Source organism: Ruegeria sp. CDSA077, from assembly GCF_059612265.1.
Map to the genome: position 1 here is coordinate 37,345 of NZ_JBXWQG010000004.1, position 17,596 is coordinate 54,940.

Here is a 17,596-nt window from a genome sequence, read left to right on the forward strand (position 1 = left end):
GTATTTTGGATACATTGGGCAGGGATTTCGCGGCGGTGACAGTCATCAAAGATTGTTCTGACTAGAAATTAGAACAACGCGAAAATCTGAAGAAAAAACATTTCTGGGAGAAACTCATGAAACTTAGATTGATGGCCGCAACTGCAGCGATTGCGTTGTCCAGTGCTGCGGCCCAAGCAAATACTTTGGTATATTGCTCGGAAGGATCACCCGAAGGCTTTGACCCGGCGCTATTTACCGCAGGGACAACCTTTGATGCCTCGTCACACCCGATTTACAACCGTCTGCTCGAGTTTGAGACCGGTACTACCAATGTTATCCCCGGTCTGGCGGAAAGCGTTGAGGCCAGCGATGATGGTCTGGAATATACCTTCAAATTGCGTCAGGGCGTCAAATTCCATTCGAATGACGAATTCACGCCGACGCGTGATTTCAATGCTGATGACGTGATCTTCTCGTTCATGCGCCAGAAGGATGAAGGCCATGCCTATAATCAGGTATCTGGTGGTACCTGGGAATATTTCCAGGGCATGGGTATGCCGGACCTGGTCGAGTCGATTGAAAAAGTCGACGACTACACAGTGAAGTTCACCCTGTCCAAGCCTGAAGCGCCTTTTGTGGCCAACATGGCGATGGACTTTGCCTCGATCCTGTCTGCGGAATATGCGGATGCGATGATGGCCGCGGGTACGCCTGAGAAGCTGAACACAGCACCGATCGGGACTGGTCCGTTCTCGTTTGTAGCCTATCAGAAAGACGCGGTGATCCGCTATGCGCAGAATGCCGACTACTGGAAGGCCCCTGCGGATGTGGAGAACCTGATCTTCGCGATCACGCCGGATGCATCGGTTCGCTATCAAAAGCTGAAAGCAGGCGAATGTCATATCATGCCTTATCCGAACCCGGCCGACATTCAGGCGATGCAGGACGATGCGGATATCAACATGTTGGAGCAGGAAGGCCTGAACGTCGGCTACCTCGCCTACAACACCACCATGGCACCGTTCGACAATCCGAAGGTCCGCAAGGCGCTAAACATGGCGATCGACAAGAATGCGATCATCGACGTCGTGTTCCAGGGCTCGGGCCAAGTTGCCAAGAACCCGATCCCGCCAACCATGTGGGGCTATAACGACGCCATCACCGATGACGCGTATGATCCCGAAGCGGCCAAGGCGATGCTGGAAGCCGAAGGCGTATCCGACCTGTCGATGAAGGTTTGGGCGATGCCGGTTCAGCGTCCCTATAACCCGAATGCACGCCGTATGGCCGAGCTGATCCAAGCGGATTTTGCCAAGGTTGGTGTCGACGTCGAAATCGTGTCCTATGAATGGGGTGAATACCTGTCGCGTTCGAAAGATCTGGACCGTGACGGAGCCGTTCTGCTGGGTTGGACCGGTGACAATGGCGATCCAGACAACTTCTTGGCGGTTCTGCTGGGTTGTGACGGACGCGAAGCCTCGAACCGGGCGCAGTGGTGCCACGAGCCCTTCGAAGAGCTGATCCTCAAGGCCAAGCAGTCCACCGATCAGGCCGAACGCACCAAGCTGTACGAAGACGCTCAGGTGGTCTTCAAAGAGCAGGCGCCTTGGGCAACGATCGCACACTCGGTGGTCTTTATGCCGATGCGCAACGAAGTGCAGGGCTATAAAGTGCACCCGCTGGGCGGCCACATCTTCTACGGTGTGAGCGTCGAATAATTCATCACTTACCGACCGGAGCCGCCCGCGTGGCGGCTCCGGTTTCTTATTGGAGGTCGGCCCTGATGCCGAATTTGTCCGAGTACCGTCAACTGGCAAAGGACATGTCAGTTGATGCCGTGGCCCTTGTGCCCGGCCCGAATTTCACCCGCGCATTGGGAAAACCTTTCATGAGCCACGAACGGCCTTTTGTGGTCGTGGTCCCCGGCGAAGGTTCTCCTGCGGCCATCGTTCCCAACCTTGAGCTCGGCAGTTGGGACCTGGTTGGATTTGAAGGCGCCGTTTTCGACTGGTTCGACCAGACCGGGTATGATGACGCCTTTGCAGCCCTCGCCAAGCATATGCCGCTGACATCGCTGGCTGTGGAAGGGCAGGTGATGCGAGTCTTTGTGTCGAAGGCGTTTACCAACGCGTTACCGGACCTGCAGATTGTCGATGCCGAGCGTGAAATTTCTGGCTTGCGCATTATCAAGACAGAAGACGATATCGCAGCGCTTCAAGCCGCGATCGACATCTCTGAACGCGCGTTAGAGCGCGTGATTGCGGATGTGCGCGTCGGTCAGACCGAATTGCAGATTGAACAGGCCTTGATTCAGGCGCTGTTTGCGGAAGGCGCCGCCTCGCTGGCATTTTCGCCGATTGTTGCCGCCGGGGATAACTCGGCGCGGCCCCATGGTAAGGCGCGGGCGGATTACCAGATCAAACCGGGCGATGCGCTTTTGTTTGATTTCGGAGCCCGCAAACATGGGTTTGCCGCCGACATCACCCGCACGTTCTTTGTCGAAGAGGTCTCGGACGAGGGCAGGGCGGTCTATGACACCGTTCTGCGCGCCAATCTGGCAGGATTCAAAGCCTGCCGTCCCGGTGTCACGGCGCATGATATCGACGATGCCGTGATCGGCGTTCTCGAAGCGTCACCCTATGCCGATCGGATCCGCACCAAAACGGGCCACGGTCTGGGCCGCGACGTTCACGAAGCGCCGTATATCATGCGTGGAAACGACCAGGAAATCCTGCCGGGCATGGTTTGGACAAACGAGCCTGGCCTTTACGCGCTGGACAATTTCGGCGTGCGCATAGAAGATGACGTGCTTGTTACAGGGGATGGCTGTCGGTCGCTGACCCACTTTCCCAAAGATCTCACAATCATAGGTCGCTGATGTTTGGCTACTTTCTTTCTCGTCTCGGTATGTTCATTCCGACATTCCTGGGTGTAACGCTTATCTCCTTCATGTTCATTCGGGTTTTGCCCGGTGATCCGATCATCGTCATGGCCGGTGAACGCGGAATGTCCGAGGAACGCTATCAGGAAATGGTGGTCAAACTGGGCTTCGACAAGCCGGTCCTCCAACAATATTGGGACTATCTGACCGGCGTTATGCAGGGCGATCTGGGCGAAAGCTTTGTCACCAAGAAACCGGTCTGGGACGAGTTTTTTGCCCTGTTCCCAGCGACGCTGGAGTTGTCAATCTGCGCGATGATCTTCGCGGTGGCCCTTGGGTTGCCCGCCGGTGTCATTGCCGCAGTCAACCGGGGTAAATTCTTTGATCGGGCACTGATGTCATCTGCGCTGGTGGGATATTCGATGCCTATCTTCTGGTGGGCGCTGCTGCTGATCATCGTGTTCTCGGGCAATCTGGGCTGGACGCCTGTTTCGGGCCGGATCGACCTTCTGTATTACTTCCCCAGCGTGACCGGCTTTATGCTGATCGACAGTCTTTTGTCGGGGCAACCCGGGGCATTCACGTCGGCTGTTCGGCATTTGATTCTGCCAACGATTGTTCTGGGGACGATCCCGCTGGCTGTCATTGCGCGTCAGACGCGCTCGGCGATGCTTGAGGTTCTGGGCGAGGACTACATTCGTACCGCGCGGGCAAAAGGCCTGTCACCCACTCGGATCAACGGGCTGCATGCTCTGCGTAATGCGTTGATCCCCGTGATTACGGTGATCGGCCTGTCGGTTGGAACTTTGCTGGCTGGTGCAATTCTGACCGAGACGATCTTTAGCTGGCCGGGCATCGGCAAGTGGATGGTCGACAGCATCTTCCGGCGCGATTACCCGGTGGTGCAGGGCGGTCTTCTGATGATCGCCGTGATCGTGATGCTGGTGAACCTACTGGTCGATGTCCTTTATGGCATCATCAATCCAAAAATCCGGAGGCGGTGATGGCTGAACTATCTGCAAACGCACCCAAAACCGAAGACCGCCCAAGCGCCTTGCGCGAATTCTGGTTTTATTTCAGTGAAAACCGCGGCGCGGTGATTGGCCTGTGGGTATTCGCGGCCTTTGTCTTTTGCGCTGCCTTCGCACCTTTGCTGGCCCCCTACGATCCAACCGAACAGTTCCGCGAGCATATACTGCAACCTCCGGCATGGCAGGAAGGCGGCAGTTGGGCCTTCCCGCTGGGAACTGATCCGCTGGGCCGGGATATGCTGTCGCGGCTGATTATGGGATCTCGCTATTCTTTCTTTGTCGGGATCGTCGTGGTTTGTGTGGCCGTGTCAGGCGGTGTGGTTCTTGGCCTGCTTTCCGGGTTTGCACCCAAATGGGTCGATACGATGATCATGCGCGTGATGGATATTATCCTGTCCTTTCCGTCGCTGCTGCTGGCACTGGTTCTGGTCGCCATTCTGGGCCCGTCTCTGACCAATGCAATGATCGCCATCGCCATTGTGTTTCAACCACATTACGTGCGCCTCACCCGCGCCTCGGTTCTGGCCGAACGGCAAAAGGATTATGTGACCTCGGCCCGTGTGGCCGGTGCAAGCAAGGCACGCCTGATGTTCAAAACCGTGCTGCCGAACTGTCTGGCACCGATCATTGTCCAGGCGGCGCTGTCCTTCTCGACCGCGATTCTGGATGCTGCGGCACTTGGCTTTCTGGGCATGGGGGCGCAGCCGCCCACGCCGGAATGGGGCACAATGCTGGCCGAAGCGCGCGAATTCATTCTGCGCGCCTGGTGGGTGGTAACTTTCCCTGGCCTGGCCATTCTGGTCACGGTGCTGGCAATCAACCTGATGGGCGACGGTCTGCGCGACGCGCTGGACCCCAAGCTGAAACGGAGCTGAAGACATGAGCCTGTTGGAAATCCGAAATCTTTCGGTCGAGTTTGCTACTGCGTCGGGTGAGTTCCGCGCTGTGGATGGCGTTGATCTGTCTGTCAACAAGGGCGAGTTGATGGCCATCGTCGGAGAAAGCGGCTCGGGGAAATCCGTGTCAATGCTGGCGCTGATGGGGTTGCTGCCATGGACGGCGACGATCACGGCAGATGAAATGAGCTTTGAGGGTCGCGACCTGACCAAAATCTCGGCACGGGATCGGCGCAAGATCATCGGCAAAGATATTGCCATGATCTTTCAAGAGCCGATGTCTTCGCTAAACCCTTGTTTTACGGTCGGTTTCCAGATCAAAGAAGCACTGCGTATCCATTTGGGGCTAAACCGCAAAGACCGTCATCAGCGCGCGATTGAGCTGTTTGACCTGGTGGGTATCCCGGCACCCGAGAGCCGTCTGAATACGTTCCCTCACCAGATGTCGGGCGGCATGAATCAACGGGTCATGATCGCGATGGCGATTGCCTGCACCCCGAAACTTCTGATCGCGGACGAACCCACTACCGCGCTTGATGTAACGATTCAGGCGCAGATTCTGGATCTGTTGGTCCGATTGCGCGATGAGCAGGGAATGGGCCTTGTTCTGATTACCCATGACATGGGTGTTGTGGCAGAAACCGCCGAGCGGGTTCAGGTCCAATATGCCGGTCAAAAGGTCGAGGAACAGCCGGTACGCGATCTGTTCCGCACACCCCGCCATCCTTATACCTCAGCTTTGCTGAACGCTTTGCCTGAACGGGCAACTTCGAAATTGCTGCCGACGATTCCAGGTGTTGTTCCTGGTCAATTTGACCGTCCCAAAGGTTGCTTATTCAGCCCGCGATGCCAATTCGCCGATGACCTGTGCCGGAACACACCACCCGCTCCGCATGGAGCAGATTTCGGCAAGGCCCGCTGTCACCACGTCAAGGAAATCACCGCTGGAGAATTGGCATGACCGCCCCGATCGTTCAGGCAAACGCGTTGGCCCGGCACTATGAGGTCAAAGGGGGATTGCTGTCGAAATCGGCAACGGTCAAAGCCCTTTCCGGTGTGGATTTTGCCCTAGAGCCTGGCAAGACGCTGGCCATTGTAGGAGAGTCCGGGTGCGGTAAATCCACCCTCGCTCGCGTCGTAACGATGATTGAAGAGCCCACTTCGGGAACACTGACCATCGACGGCGTCGATATCACCCCGTCAAAATGGGCTGAGATGCGCAAAAACGTGCAGATCGTGTTTCAGGATCCCTATGGTTCGCTTAATCCGCGACAACGGATCGGTCAGATCCTGCAGGAACCTCTGATCATCAACCGGCCCGATTTGACCGCTGCGGAACGGGAAACTCGCGCGCGCGAAATGATTGATCTTGTCGGTCTGCGCCCCGAGCATTATGATCGCTACCCCCACATGTTTTCGGGCGGCCAACGGCAGCGGATTGCGATTGCCCGAGCCCTGATGCTGAACCCCAAGGTTCTGGTTTTGGATGAGCCGGTATCGGCGCTGGATGTTTCGATCCAGTCACAAATCCTGAACCTGCTGGTTGAACTGCAAGAGCGTCTGAACCTGGCCTACCTGTTCATCTCGCATGACCTGTCGGTGGTGAAGCATTTCGCTGATGACGTAATCGTCATGTATCTGGGGCGCGCAGTCGAGAAAGCTCCGAAAGAACAGTTGTTCGCGGCGCCCCGGCATCCTTATTCCAAAGCGTTGTTGTCGACGACACCGCGTGCCGACCCCGAGGCGCGTAAGGAACGGATCAAGCTGGAAGGTGAGTTGCCCTCACCGATGAATATCCCCAAAGGATGTGCCTTTGCTCAGCGATGCTGGCTGGCAACTGACGAATGCCGTGCGGCACCACCCGATCTGCAAGGAACAACCCATCAGGCTGCGTGCCTGCATCCGCTGGGTTAGGTTAGCTCTCGGAACTGCGCGTTGCGGTGACCATCGCAAGCAAATGGTCTTTTGTGCGCCCAATATGTTGGGTCAACAGCGCGCAGGCTTCCTCAACTTGCCCATTCTCGGCCAGCGTCAGCAGTTGGCGATGGTCCTTTTTTGCGGGCTCGCGTTGTTCCATAACGCTCAGGTGCATACGGACATAGCGATCGGACTGTAGATTGATCCGTTGTAGTATATCATTGGTGATCCCACGGTCTGCTGCAGCGTAAAGCGCATTGTGGTATTCGTAGTTCAAACCACCCCACCGCCCGACATCATAGGCTTCGTAGGACGTTTCCATTTCGTCCAGAAACCTTTCGCATTCGGCAAAATTTGCCTCGGTCATCTGTGGAATTGCACGCCTGAACAGATCGACCTCCAACATTATCCGGAGGTCAAATATCTCACCGATTTCTGACAGCGAATGTCTTGTCACCGCAGCGCCGCGATTGTTGGTCAGCTGCACAAGACCCTCTGCATCAAGCCGTTTTAACGCTTCTCGTATGGGCATGCGTGACACGTCATAGTCTTCTGCCAATGCTTCTTGACGGATGGCTTCACCTTCTGCCATCTCACCGCTTAGAATCCGCTCGCGCAGGTCATTTGTGATGACATCGGGCAAACTTTGCCTGGGAATTGCGCGGGTTCTTGGCATTGTTACAGTCTTTGCTGGTGTAATTTTGTATCCAAAATACAAAATAGACACCGGTTTTCCAAGAGCCTTGCATTCACTAATGAATATAAAGTGTTGATTGATTTCAAGCCGCCTCGGCTGCCACAGTAAAAATGGTCACGTTCTATAAGGATTAAACATGAAAGAGGATCGTATGGATAATCCGCGCTTTTTGCCAAAAGGCGCAATTTCCGTGGACGTTTCCTATGACGGGCCGCCCAAGGCCTTCTATTTTCTGCTTTTACCCAACACGACGATGCTGGCTTTCAGTGCCGCGATTGAGCCTCTGCGCATATCAAATCAACTGTCCAGAAAGCAGCTGTTCGAATGGTACGTGCTCTCCACCGACGGAGAACCCGTGACCTGTTCCAACGGCATACGTGTTCAGGCGGATCACTCGGTTCATGACCTGGAGAAGGGAGCGTTTGTCTTTGTGTGTTCCGGAACGCAACCGATGAGGTCTTTCAACACAAATGTCCTGAACTGGATTCGGCGCCAAAAGGCGCATGGATGTGAGTTCGGTGGGATTTGTACCGGTGCATTTGCCTTAGCAAAGGCGGGCGTGATCGGAACCAGAAACTTTACCGTCCATTGGGAAAACCGGCCTGGCTTTTGTGAGAACTTCCCAACAATGGAGCCGACCCAGAACCTCTATGAAATTGACGGGAAACTTAGAACATGCGGGGGCGGGCACGCCAGCACTGACATGATGCTTGAAGTTATCGAGGAATTGTTTGGAAACGCCTTGGCAAACAATGTTTCGGAAATGTGCCTGCACAGAAGGCTGGGAGAAGGCGGCAGCAAACAGGTATCGCCGGTTTCGGCGCTTTTGGGCACGCGAAATGCCAAATTGATCGAAGCGGTGCAAATCATGCGCGAAAATATTGAAACGCAGCTTAGCCTCGAGGCAATAGCGGATCAGGCGTCCCTGTCCCGGCGGCATATGGAGCGGCTGTTCAGGCAGCACACTAACATGTCGCCGGGACGGTTCTACAATGAACTCAGGCTGGACCGGGCTTTTGCCCTGTTGAATGAAACAAACCTGAGCGTTTCTGAGATAGCCTTTGCATCCGGGTTTTCCAGTACGGATAGGCTTTCTGTGCATTTCCGGAACCGATTCAGAATATCACCGCATAATTTCCGGCGATCCTGGTCCGAGGAAACCCACCCAGAATAACTGGATGAGCACCACTTGATAGGTCCCAGGGGCTATCCCTGTATAACGTTCTGACGTTGAACCCCCAGACCTTCGATCCCCAGTTCCATCTTGTCTCCAGGTTTGAGGTAAACCTGCGGATTTTGCCCCAGACCCACACCGGGGGGTGTCCCGGTCGAGATCACGTCGCCGGGTTGCAGTGACATGAATTGCGACAGGTGCGAGATCACCGCTGTGACACTGAAATGCATCGTTCTGGTCGAGCCATCCTGATACCGATGCCCGTTCACCTCAAGATACATTGGCAGGTCTTGGGGATCAGGGATTTCGTCCCGTGTCACCAGCCAGGGACCGATTGGGCCGAACGTATCTGCGGATTTACCTTTGACCCACTGACCTGAACGGTGCAGCTGAAAATCCCGTTCTGACAGGTCATTGATCACACAATATCCTGCGACATGGGCCAGTGCTTCATCCTCCGAGATGTATTTTGCTTCTTTTCCGATGACGACGCCCAGTTCCACCTCCCAGTCGGTCTTGACTGACCCGCGGGGGATTTCAACCGTGTCATCGGGGCCTATGATGGCGGATGTCGCTTTGAAAAAGACCACCGGCTCAGCAGGTAGGTCCATGCCGCTTTCGGCCGCGTGATCGGCAAAGTTTAAACCGATGCAGATGAACTTTCCGACACGTCCAACACAGGCGCCGATACGGCTGTCGGCATCGACGGGTGGCATGGTTTCAAGATCCAGCGCGCGCAGCCGTGCGAGGGTTTCATCGCTAAGCGCTTCCCCAGCAATGTCGGCGACGATCCCCGACAGGTCCCGGATAGTGCCGTCTTTATCAACTATGCCCGGCTTTTCCGCGCCTGCTGGGCCGTATCGTAGCAATTTCATTTCACATTCCTCATTTGCTTCAGATCGTCCAGCCGCCATCAATGGCAAAGGGCTGTCCGGTTGTGTATTTGCTGACATCGCTGGCCAGATAGAGCGCAAGTTCCGCGATCTCATCTGCGGTTCCGATGCGGCCCATGGGTTGCCGCGCAATAAAATCAGTCATTGCTTTCTCGTAATCCCCAGTTGCGCGCAACCGGTCGTGCAAGCTGGGGCTGTCGACAGTGCCGGGGCAGATCGCATTGCACCGGATGCCTTGTGTGACGAAATCGGCTGCGATCGATTTCGTCAGTCCGATTACGGCGGCTTTCGAGGCGCAATATGCAAACCTGTTTGGAACGCCCTTCAACGAAGAGGCGACCGAAGACATGTTGATGATAGACCCGCCACCATGTTCCAGCATGGTTGGCAGGGCACATTGGATCAGCCGGTACATCGATTTGACGTTCAGCTCAAAACTGAAATCCCAGTCACGTTCATCACATTCCAGAATGGACCCGCCAGCCACATATCCTGCGCAGTTGAACAAAACATCCAACGGGGGCGTGTCCGCGACGAAGGCCTGCACTGCCGCCGCATCGGTTACGTCAAGTTTTACCGACGTAACGCCTTGGATATTTTGCAACTCTGCCAGAGAGGTATCATTGATGTCGCTGGCAAAAACCTGTGCACCTTCGGCGGCGAACAATTCGGCTGTTGCACGCCCGATGCCCTGTCCCGCGGCGGTGATCAGAGCAGTTTTTCCAGCCAGACGGCCAAGGTTTTCGGATGATGTCATATCTATTTCACTCTCCTTCTAAAATCCAAGCTTCGGGGAACCACAACGGCAAAATCCCATCGGCATACAGCCTCGGAAAGATCAATCTAGTTCCTGAGGTCATAGGCTTGGGCAGCATTACCGCCCCGTATCGCCTGATGCTCGTGTGGTGACAGACCGGTTAACAGCGTATCGGTCGCCTCGAGCCATCGTTCATAACTGCTGTTTAATGTGCAAACCGGCCAGTCGCTGCCCCAGATCAGGCGATAGGGCCCGAATGTGTTCAGCAGGTGATCCACATAGGGCTTCAAGTCTTCTACCGTCCAATTCGCCCCGGCCTCGGTCACCAACCCGGAAAGTTTGCACCAGGCATTTGTATTTCGGGCCAATGTCGACATGTCTTCTTGCCAGCCCTCCATGACTCCCTCCCGGATCAGGGGCTTGGCACCGTGATCAATCACCGTGCGCATATGTGGGTGCCGATCCAGCAGCTGTTGAAGCGGCCCCAGATGTCGCGGCAGGGTCAGCGCATCGAAGGTAAGGTTTGACTGTTGCAGAGAGTCAAAAGCCGGTGTCAGCCCATCCTTGAGCATCCATAATGGGTCGGGAATGTCCTGAACCATGGGGCGCAAACCGACAAAAACCGGGTGGGCAGCCAGTCGTGCGATTTGTTCCGGTGCGTCGGCGGCCTCAAAATCAACCCATCCGACAACGCCTTTTATGAACGGGGCCTGCTCGGTGAGTGACAGCAGATACTCGGTCTCAGCAGCTGTCGGCGCAGCCTGTACCAAGACCGTACCGTCAATTCCCGCTCCTTTCAGCAATGGGGCCAGATCCGCGGGCGCGAAATCCGCGTAAATCGGCCCCAGATCCGGAGTCAGCCAGCCATAGTCTTCGCGCGCCAATGTCCAAAAATGCTGATGGGCGTCGATCTTCATCCAAGAACACCCTTTTTCAGGATGATGTTGCCATACAGCCGACGTTCGCCGGTTTGCACGATCGAAAAAGCTGTGGCCGCACGGTCGTAAAAGGCGAAACGTTCAAGGCCCTGTATCGTGGCCGGGTGGTCCGCTATTTCGCTGATAATGGTCTGAAAATCGGCGATGGCCTCAGGTATAGCATCCGGATCGCCAACAACCTGCATGGTCAGGGCCGGGTCAGGGACAAATGTGTCCAACGGCATGACAGACAAAATAGCTCTTAGGATTTCGCTGGCGCTTGACCCGTCGGCACGTATGCAGCCCGGCCCAGAGCTGGAGCCGGGGAAATTCGCATCCGCAATCACGATTTCATCGCCATGCCCCATAGCGCGCAGGGTGTACAACAGGTCAGGCGACAGGATGGGATCAATATTACGCAGCATAGGCAGCCTCTCCGGGAAGGGGGGCGTCGGAACGGATCAATCCTTCCGAACACAGATCAGACCAAAGCGCAGCGGGGATTTGACGTTCGAGCAGGGCCGCATTGGCCTGCACCTCGGCAGCATTCACCGCGCCGGGGACAACGGTTTTGACGCAGGGATGGCCAAGGACAAATTGTAAGGCAGCAGCGATCAGTGGTGTATCATGGGCTGAGCAGACAGCCTCGATCTGGCGAACTCGGGCAAGGATGTCTTCGGGTGCATCAGCATAATTGTATTTCGCACCGGGAATAGCGCCGGTTGCGAGGATACCCGAGTTGTACGGCCCGCCAAGAATTATGCCCACGTCCCGCTTTTCGCAAAGGGGTAGAAAGCTGTCTAAAGCGTCTTGTTCCAAGAGGGTATAACGGCCTGCCAGAAGAAACCCGTCAAAGTCGCCCAAGCCCAATAATCTTTCGCAGACCTGCCATTCATTTACACCGGCTCCAATGGCGGAGATTTCACCGGCTTCACGAAGTTCAACCAGAGCTTTGTATCCGCCGCCATCGAACAGTTCCCGGATCTTGGCATCAGATGCCTCCTGACTGCCCTGACTGAACGCACAGACGTCATGCACAAGCAGGATATCGGCGCATGAGACACCCAACCGGTCGCGGCTGGCGTCGTAGGATCGCATGACCCCGTCATAGGTATAGTCGAAAACGATACGTTTCTGCGGCACATCAACAAAGGCTTCGGGTGTGACCTGATGCGGTGCGCAATCTAGCAGCAGACGCCCGATCTTGGTCGAAAGTTGAATCTCTTCGCGTCCGAACCGGGCAATAGCCTGGCCAAATCGTTGCTCTGAGCGGCCCAACCCATATTGCGGTGCAGTGTCAAAAAATCGGATACCCAAATCAAAGGCTGCCTGCAGCGCAGCCTGCGCATCCTCATCTGATACTTTGCGATAGAGATTCCCCAAAGGCGCGCCACCAAAACCCATCCGAGTCAGCGGAACGGGTCGCGCCGTGCGGCCATTTAGAAGCTCTGTTGCGGTAACTGTCATCCTGCCTCGCGTATTGGATGAGGGGAGTCCGTGAAAAGGTGGGACTGTTCCTGCTGCAAGCGTTGAATCCGAGGCATCAACTGCCCCAGATGACGTTGCATGGCGTCCTGTGCAGCTTTTTCATCTCTCTCAAGAATCGCGTTGAAAATGGCGCGGTGTTCGGCCAGCGTTTCCACCACCCGGCCCGGGGTGGGCAGCAGCAGCATTCGTGCTCTGGTCACTTGCAGTGAAACGGTTTGCGCGACGTCGCTTAACCTGTTGAATCCTGTGAATTTCATTAGCAGGCCGTGGAATTCTTCATCCGCCTCGTAAAAGCCGGGGACATCTTCATCTTCGATCAGCAGCTCTTGCAGACGCATGTTGCGGCCCAGTATCTTGCGCTGATCCTCGGTCAAATCGCGCGCGACTTTGGCGACCGTCGCAAGTTCAAGTGCTTCACGCAGGAACATACCCTCGCGAATTTCGGACATCGAGAAATAGGATACGCGCGTGCCGGATTGGGGCACTACATCCACCAGACCCTCGGAAGCAAGTCGGGCAATCGCCTCGGTCACGGGCGCACGCGAAACGCCAAGGCGTTCGCATATCGGCGCCTTCCTGAGGTTGTCGCCCGGCGCGAAGTCCAGCGACAGGATTGCATGCTTGATTGAGAGGTAAACGCGCTGAGACAACGAGCCCTCAGACGTAGAAATATCGCGTAGGTGCAGAGCGTTTATGTCCTGTGGTTTATTCATATTTAGTGACCTAGCATACTAACATGTTAGTTGACAAGTACGTGCCCGACGATTAGCAGTCGGGATCAGCAAACAGGAAAATGATGCAACCAGATCAGAAAATAAAGGCTCCTCAGCCCGCAGCGCGCGATACAGTCAGGTTGAACCCGGACGACAATATCGTCATTGCACTCCGAGATCTGAAGATCGGCACGCAGCCTTCCGGGCTGAATGTCCCGCTTCGGGATCAGGTTCTGCGTGGGCACAAGATTGCTATTACCCCAATTTCTGCCGGAAAAAACGTCATTCGCTATGGTCAGATCATTGGTCAGGCAAAGGCAGATATCGCAGCCGGAGATCACGTCCATGTCCACAATCTTGGTATGGGGGCCCATCAGCAGGACTATGCCCATGCGACCGCAAATACCCCTTTGCCGCATATCGACGAAGAACGGAGTTTTCTTGGGTATCACCGGTCCGATGGGAAGGTTGGCACGCGCAACTATATCGGAATTCTGACGACAGTGAATTGTTCGGGTTCAGTAGCCCGGTTCATCGCCGAAGCGGCCTCAAAAAGCGGGTTGCTTGATCCATATCCCAACGTGGACGGGGTGGTGCCCATCGTGCATGGCACGGGCTGCGGTATGTCGGCCAAGGATGACGGCTATGCTACGTTGATGCGCACCCTGGCCGGGTACGCCCAGCACCCGAACTTTGCCGGCATTCTGCTGATCGGGCTGGGATGTGAGGTCATGCAAGTGGCCAGTCTGGTTGATGGCCGCCCCATCCGCGAGGACGGTGCCTTGCGCTATATGACCATCCAAAACGAAGGCGGTACGCGCCGCACGATCGAGCGCGGGCTTGCCGAGCTGGAGGGGATCGCGCGGCTGGCCAATCAGGCGGTGCGCAAGCCCGCTCCGATCAGTGCGATTACGGTCGGGATGCAATGCGGTGGCTCGGATGGTTATTCCGGCATCACTGCCAATCCGGCGCTTGGATATGCCTCTGATCTGCTTGTGCGCCATGGCGGAACAACAATCCTATCGGAAACCTCTGAAATTTATGGCGCCGAGCATCTTTTGACCCGGCGCGCAGAAACACCGGAAATTGGCGAAAAACTGATCGACCGTATTCATTGGTGGGAAGATTACACCAAGCGCAATGGTGGCGAGATGGACAACAATCCAAGCCCCGGAAACAAGCGCGGTGGACTGACGACCATTCTTGAAAAGTCTCTGGGTGCGGTGGCCAAGGGGGGCACGGCCCCAATGCGCGACGTCTACAGATTTGGTGAAATTATCGACAAAAAGGGCTTTGTCTTCATGGACAGCCCCGGGTTCGATCCTTGCTCAGTCACGGGTCAGGTAGCAGCAGGTGCCAATTTGATCGTGTTCACCACGGGCAGGGGGTCGGTCTCCGGATATCAACCCACGCCCTGCATCAAGCTGGCAACAAATTCGGAAATGTACGCCCGCATGTCCGAAGACATGGATCTGAATTGCGGCGACATCGTCACTGACGGGGTCAGTATCGAGGCCAAGGGCGAAGAGTTGTTCGAAATGTTGATCCGTGTCGCATCGGGCGAACAAACAAAAAGCGAAGAGCTTGGTTTTGGGGGCGTTGAATTTGTCCCCTGGCAAATCGGCGCTGTTATGTAGCCGCAGGTTCGTCAGGGGTAGGGGCAAAATGGGAGGAGAGATGGAAAAACTGGTCGAAATGAAGGGGATCGAAAAGTATTTCCCCGGTGTGCACGCGCTGAAATCCGTGCAGTTCGATCTGTTTTCGGGCGAAGTCCACGCGCTTATGGGGGAAAACGGGGCGGGTAAGAGTACGTTGATGAAAATCCTGTCCGGGATCTATCAGCGCGATGGCGGCGACTTGGCCATTCAAGGCAAATCAGCCAGTCCCACATCCCCGCGTGAGGCTCAGAACCTCGGGATCGGGATCATCCATCAGGAACTGAGTCTGATGAATGATCTGACCGTAGCGCAGAACATCTTTATCGGACGCGAGCCCCGGAAACGTTTTGGTCGCCTGGACGAGGCTGCGCTGAATGCTCAAACCGCCGAAATCTTCGGGGCGATGAACCTGAATCTCGATCCCAAAGCGCTGGTCGGCGGGTTGACCATTGCCAAGCAGCAGATGGTCGAAATTGCCAAGGCGCTGTCCTATCGCTCCAAGGTTCTGGTCATGGACGAACCGACCGCGGCCCTGAACGACGCCGAGATTGCCGAGCTTTTTGTCATCATCCGTCGCCTGAGGGCCGAAGGGGTGGGGATTGTCTATATCAGCCACAAAATGGACGAGCTGAAACAAATCGCCGACCGTGTGACTGTCATGCGCGACGGTGAATATGTTGGCACTGTCGGTGCCAGTGACACGCCGATCAGCAAGATCATTGCGATGATGGTTGGGCGCGAAGTATCCGAAGACCCTCTGGATGTGCCGGACCTGAGCGATGCCGAGGTTTCTCTGGAAGTCGCAGGACTGTCGCGAGGCACGGATCTGAAAGATGTCAGCTTTTCGGTCCGGAAGGGTGAAATCTTGGGGTTTGCCGGGCTGATGGGGGCAGGGCGGACCGAGGTGGCCCGAGCAATCTTTGGCGCTGATCCCTTAGATGGCGGCGAAATCCGCGTGCATGGGCACCGCGTTCCCATCCGCTCACCCCAGGACGCGGTGCGCGCCGGGATCGGGTACCTGTCCGAGGATCGCAAGCATTTCGGCCTCGCCACCGGGATGAATGTCCGCGACAATATCGCTCTCGCTTCGATGGATATGTTCACCAGTGCTGCCGGGGTACTAAACGACGGCGAAATCAGCTCGACCGCCAAGGGCTATATTGCCCAGCTTGGCATTCGCACACCCTCGGATGTGCAAGAGGTGCGCCTGTTGTCCGGCGGCAATCAGCAAAAGGTAGTCATCGCAAAATGGCTTCTGCGAGATTGCGACATCCTGATCTTTGACGAACCCACGCGCGGTATTGATGTCGGTGCAAAATCGGAAATCTACAAACTGCTCGAAGAACTGGCCGCGCAGGGAAAGACGATCATCGTGATCTCATCCGAATTGCCGGAAATCATGCGCCTCAGCCACCGCATCGCCGTCATGTGCGAAGGCCGGCTGACCGGAATTCTGCCCGGCGGAAACAACACCACTCAGGAAGACATCATGCATCTGGCCACCCAACGCACGGCGGCGATGCAGGTCACAGGGACAGCAACATGACCACAGCAACGGAAATAGACAAGAAAAAGCCCCTGGCGGGCCTGTCGGAAAGCGGCGCGTATCAAAAGCTGCTGGCCTTTGCCAGTCTCATCGCCCTGTTGATCGGCTTTTCGATCGCATCGCCGAACTTCATGCAAACCTCGAACATGATTGCCATTCTGCAGGCAACTTCGGTCAACGGCGTACTGGCCGTTGCCGCAACTCTGGTGATCATCACGGGCGGAATCGACCTGTCGGTTGGCACTTTGATGACCTTCTGCGCCGTGATTGCGGGCGTAGCCCTGACTTATCTCGGCATGCCCCTGCTTTTGGGTGTTGCTGCAGCCATTGCAGCGGGTGCGTTTTGTGGTCTGTGTTCGGGCACATTTGTGGCCAAAATGAAAATCCCGCCCTTCATCGCGACTCTGGGCATGATGCTGATCCTCAAGGGTCTATCGCTGGTTATCTCGGGCACACGACCGATCTATTTCAATGACACGCCTGGTTTCGATCAGATCTCGCGCGGGTCTCTGATTGGAGAAATCGTCCCCTCGGTACCTATCCCGAACGGCGTGCTGATCTTGTTTTTGGTCGCGATTGCAGCATCCTATATCCTCAGCCGCACTGTTTTGGGCCGCTATACGTTCGCTTTGGGATCAAACGAAGAGGCGGTCCGCTTGTCGGGTGTCAACACCGACGCCTGGAAGATGCGAATCTACGCGCTGGCCGGGGGAATTTGCGGCATCGGCGGCATCCTGATCGCCTCGCGCCTGAACTCGGCTCAACCCGCTTTGGGGCTGGGATACGAACTTGAGGCCATCGCGGCTGTGGTCATTGGCGGAACCTCTCTGTCCGGCGGGCGCGGCACGATCCTGGGAACGCTCATCGGCGCGCTTATCATGGCTGTCCTGACCAATGGGCTGCGCGTTCTGTCTGTCGCGCAGGAATGGCAGACCGTTGTCACTGGCGCAATCATCATTCTGGCCGTCTATGCCGACATGGCGCGGCGCAAAAAGACCGGGTGAACAATTTTTAGGACCAAAGAAGATAACGACCAACTGGAGGAG

General features: G+C 56.0%; 17 protein-coding genes. 10 read left to right on the top strand and 7 right to left on the bottom strand.

Features of this window, described 5'->3' with window-relative positions:
* Positions 1-116 precede the first annotated feature (116 nt).
* From AC2FLE_RS10965 to AC2FLE_RS10990, 6 genes are all read left to right on the top strand, one after another.
* On the top strand, positions 117-1,700 hold the full coding sequence (locus AC2FLE_RS10965; RefSeq protein ID WP_142636319.1) for an ABC transporter substrate-binding protein: 1,584 nt from the start codon (positions 117-119) through the stop codon (positions 1,698-1,700).
* Positions 1,701-1,765: 65 nt separating this feature from the next.
* Positions 1,766-2,860 (top strand): M24 family metallopeptidase, encoded by a 1,095-nt coding sequence (locus AC2FLE_RS10970; RefSeq protein WP_496691599.1) that lies wholly within the window; start codon positions 1,766-1,768, stop codon positions 2,858-2,860.
* Positions 2,860-3,867, top strand: a complete 1,008-nt coding sequence (locus tag AC2FLE_RS10975) for an ABC transporter permease subunit (RefSeq protein WP_142636316.1) — start codon at positions 2,860-2,862, stop codon at positions 3,865-3,867. Before AC2FLE_RS10970 ends, AC2FLE_RS10975 begins: the two co-directional genes overlap by 1 nt.
* Positions 3,867-4,769, top strand: a complete 903-nt coding sequence (locus AC2FLE_RS10980) for an ABC transporter permease subunit (protein ID WP_185956667.1) — start codon at positions 3,867-3,869, stop codon at positions 4,767-4,769. Before AC2FLE_RS10975 ends, AC2FLE_RS10980 begins: the two co-directional genes overlap by 1 nt.
* A gap of 4 nt (positions 4,770-4,773) precedes the next feature.
* Positions 4,774-5,751, top strand: coding sequence for an ABC transporter ATP-binding protein (locus AC2FLE_RS10985; protein ID WP_142636312.1), 978 nt, complete (start codon positions 4,774-4,776; stop codon positions 5,749-5,751).
* Positions 5,748-6,704 carry an ABC transporter ATP-binding protein gene (locus tag AC2FLE_RS10990; RefSeq protein ID WP_496697000.1) on the top strand — a complete coding sequence of 319 codons (957 nt, stop codon included), beginning with the start codon at positions 5,748-5,750 and terminating at the stop codon, positions 6,702-6,704. Before AC2FLE_RS10985 ends, AC2FLE_RS10990 begins: the two co-directional genes overlap by 4 nt.
* A 1-nt stretch (position 6,705) precedes the next feature.
* On the opposite strand, the gene AC2FLE_RS10995 is transcribed toward AC2FLE_RS10990, so the two are convergent.
* A complete protein-coding gene (locus AC2FLE_RS10995; protein ID WP_142636309.1) occupies positions 6,706-7,383 on the bottom strand; it encodes a GntR family transcriptional regulator in 678 nt (225 codons plus the stop codon).
* Between the two features lie 157 nt (positions 7,384-7,540).
* Between AC2FLE_RS10995 and AC2FLE_RS11000 the strand changes: the two genes are divergently transcribed.
* Positions 7,541-8,578: a GlxA family transcriptional regulator gene (locus tag AC2FLE_RS11000; RefSeq protein WP_246097212.1), complete on the top strand. Its 1,038-nt coding sequence runs from the start codon at positions 7,541-7,543 to the stop codon at positions 8,576-8,578.
* Between the two features lie 32 nt (positions 8,579-8,610).
* On the opposite strand, the gene AC2FLE_RS11005 is transcribed toward AC2FLE_RS11000, so the two are convergent.
* From AC2FLE_RS11005 to AC2FLE_RS11030, 6 genes are all read right to left on the bottom strand, one after another.
* Positions 8,611-9,453: a fumarylacetoacetate hydrolase family protein gene (locus AC2FLE_RS11005; RefSeq protein WP_496697003.1), complete on the bottom strand. Its 843-nt coding sequence runs from the start codon at positions 9,451-9,453 to the stop codon at positions 8,611-8,613.
* A 19-nt stretch (positions 9,454-9,472) separates the two neighbouring features.
* Complete coding sequence (locus tag AC2FLE_RS11010) at positions 9,473-10,228, bottom strand: SDR family oxidoreductase (RefSeq protein WP_496697005.1); 756 nt, start codon at positions 10,226-10,228, stop codon at positions 9,473-9,475.
* Between the two features lie 86 nt (positions 10,229-10,314).
* Positions 10,315-11,145: an amidohydrolase family protein gene (locus tag AC2FLE_RS11015; RefSeq protein ID WP_496697007.1), complete on the bottom strand. Its 831-nt coding sequence runs from the start codon at positions 11,143-11,145 to the stop codon at positions 10,315-10,317.
* Positions 11,142-11,570 carry an RbsD/FucU family protein gene (locus AC2FLE_RS11020; RefSeq protein ID WP_496697009.1) on the bottom strand — a complete coding sequence of 143 codons (429 nt, stop codon included), beginning with the start codon at positions 11,568-11,570 and terminating at the stop codon, positions 11,142-11,144. Before AC2FLE_RS11020 ends, AC2FLE_RS11015 begins: the two co-directional genes overlap by 4 nt.
* The gene (locus tag AC2FLE_RS11025; protein WP_496697011.1) at positions 11,560-12,612 is read right to left on the bottom strand and encodes an aldo/keto reductase; all 1,053 of its coding nucleotides are present in this window, start codon (positions 12,610-12,612) and stop codon (positions 11,560-11,562) included. Before AC2FLE_RS11025 ends, AC2FLE_RS11020 begins: the two co-directional genes overlap by 11 nt.
* Positions 12,609-13,346: a GntR family transcriptional regulator gene (locus tag AC2FLE_RS11030; protein ID WP_496697013.1), complete on the bottom strand. Its 738-nt coding sequence runs from the start codon at positions 13,344-13,346 to the stop codon at positions 12,609-12,611. Before AC2FLE_RS11030 ends, AC2FLE_RS11025 begins: the two co-directional genes overlap by 4 nt.
* An 83-nt stretch (positions 13,347-13,429) precedes the next feature.
* On the opposite strand from AC2FLE_RS11030, the gene AC2FLE_RS11035 reads away from it, so the two are divergent.
* The 3 genes from AC2FLE_RS11035 to AC2FLE_RS11045 are packed head-to-tail and all read left to right on the top strand — an operon-like array spanning position 13,430 to position 17,554.
* Positions 13,430-14,983: a UxaA family hydrolase gene (locus tag AC2FLE_RS11035; protein WP_496697248.1), complete on the top strand. Its 1,554-nt coding sequence runs from the start codon at positions 13,430-13,432 to the stop codon at positions 14,981-14,983.
* A gap of 40 nt (positions 14,984-15,023) precedes the next feature.
* Positions 15,024-16,550, top strand: coding sequence for a sugar ABC transporter ATP-binding protein (locus tag AC2FLE_RS11040; RefSeq protein ID WP_496697015.1), 1,527 nt, complete (start codon positions 15,024-15,026; stop codon positions 16,548-16,550).
* Entirely contained in the window at positions 16,547-17,554 is a 1,008-nt protein-coding gene (locus AC2FLE_RS11045; protein ID WP_496697017.1) for an ABC transporter permease, read from the top strand. The genes AC2FLE_RS11040 and AC2FLE_RS11045 overlap by 4 nt, the downstream gene beginning before the upstream one ends.
* The last annotated feature ends 42 nt before the right edge of the window (positions 17,555-17,596 follow it).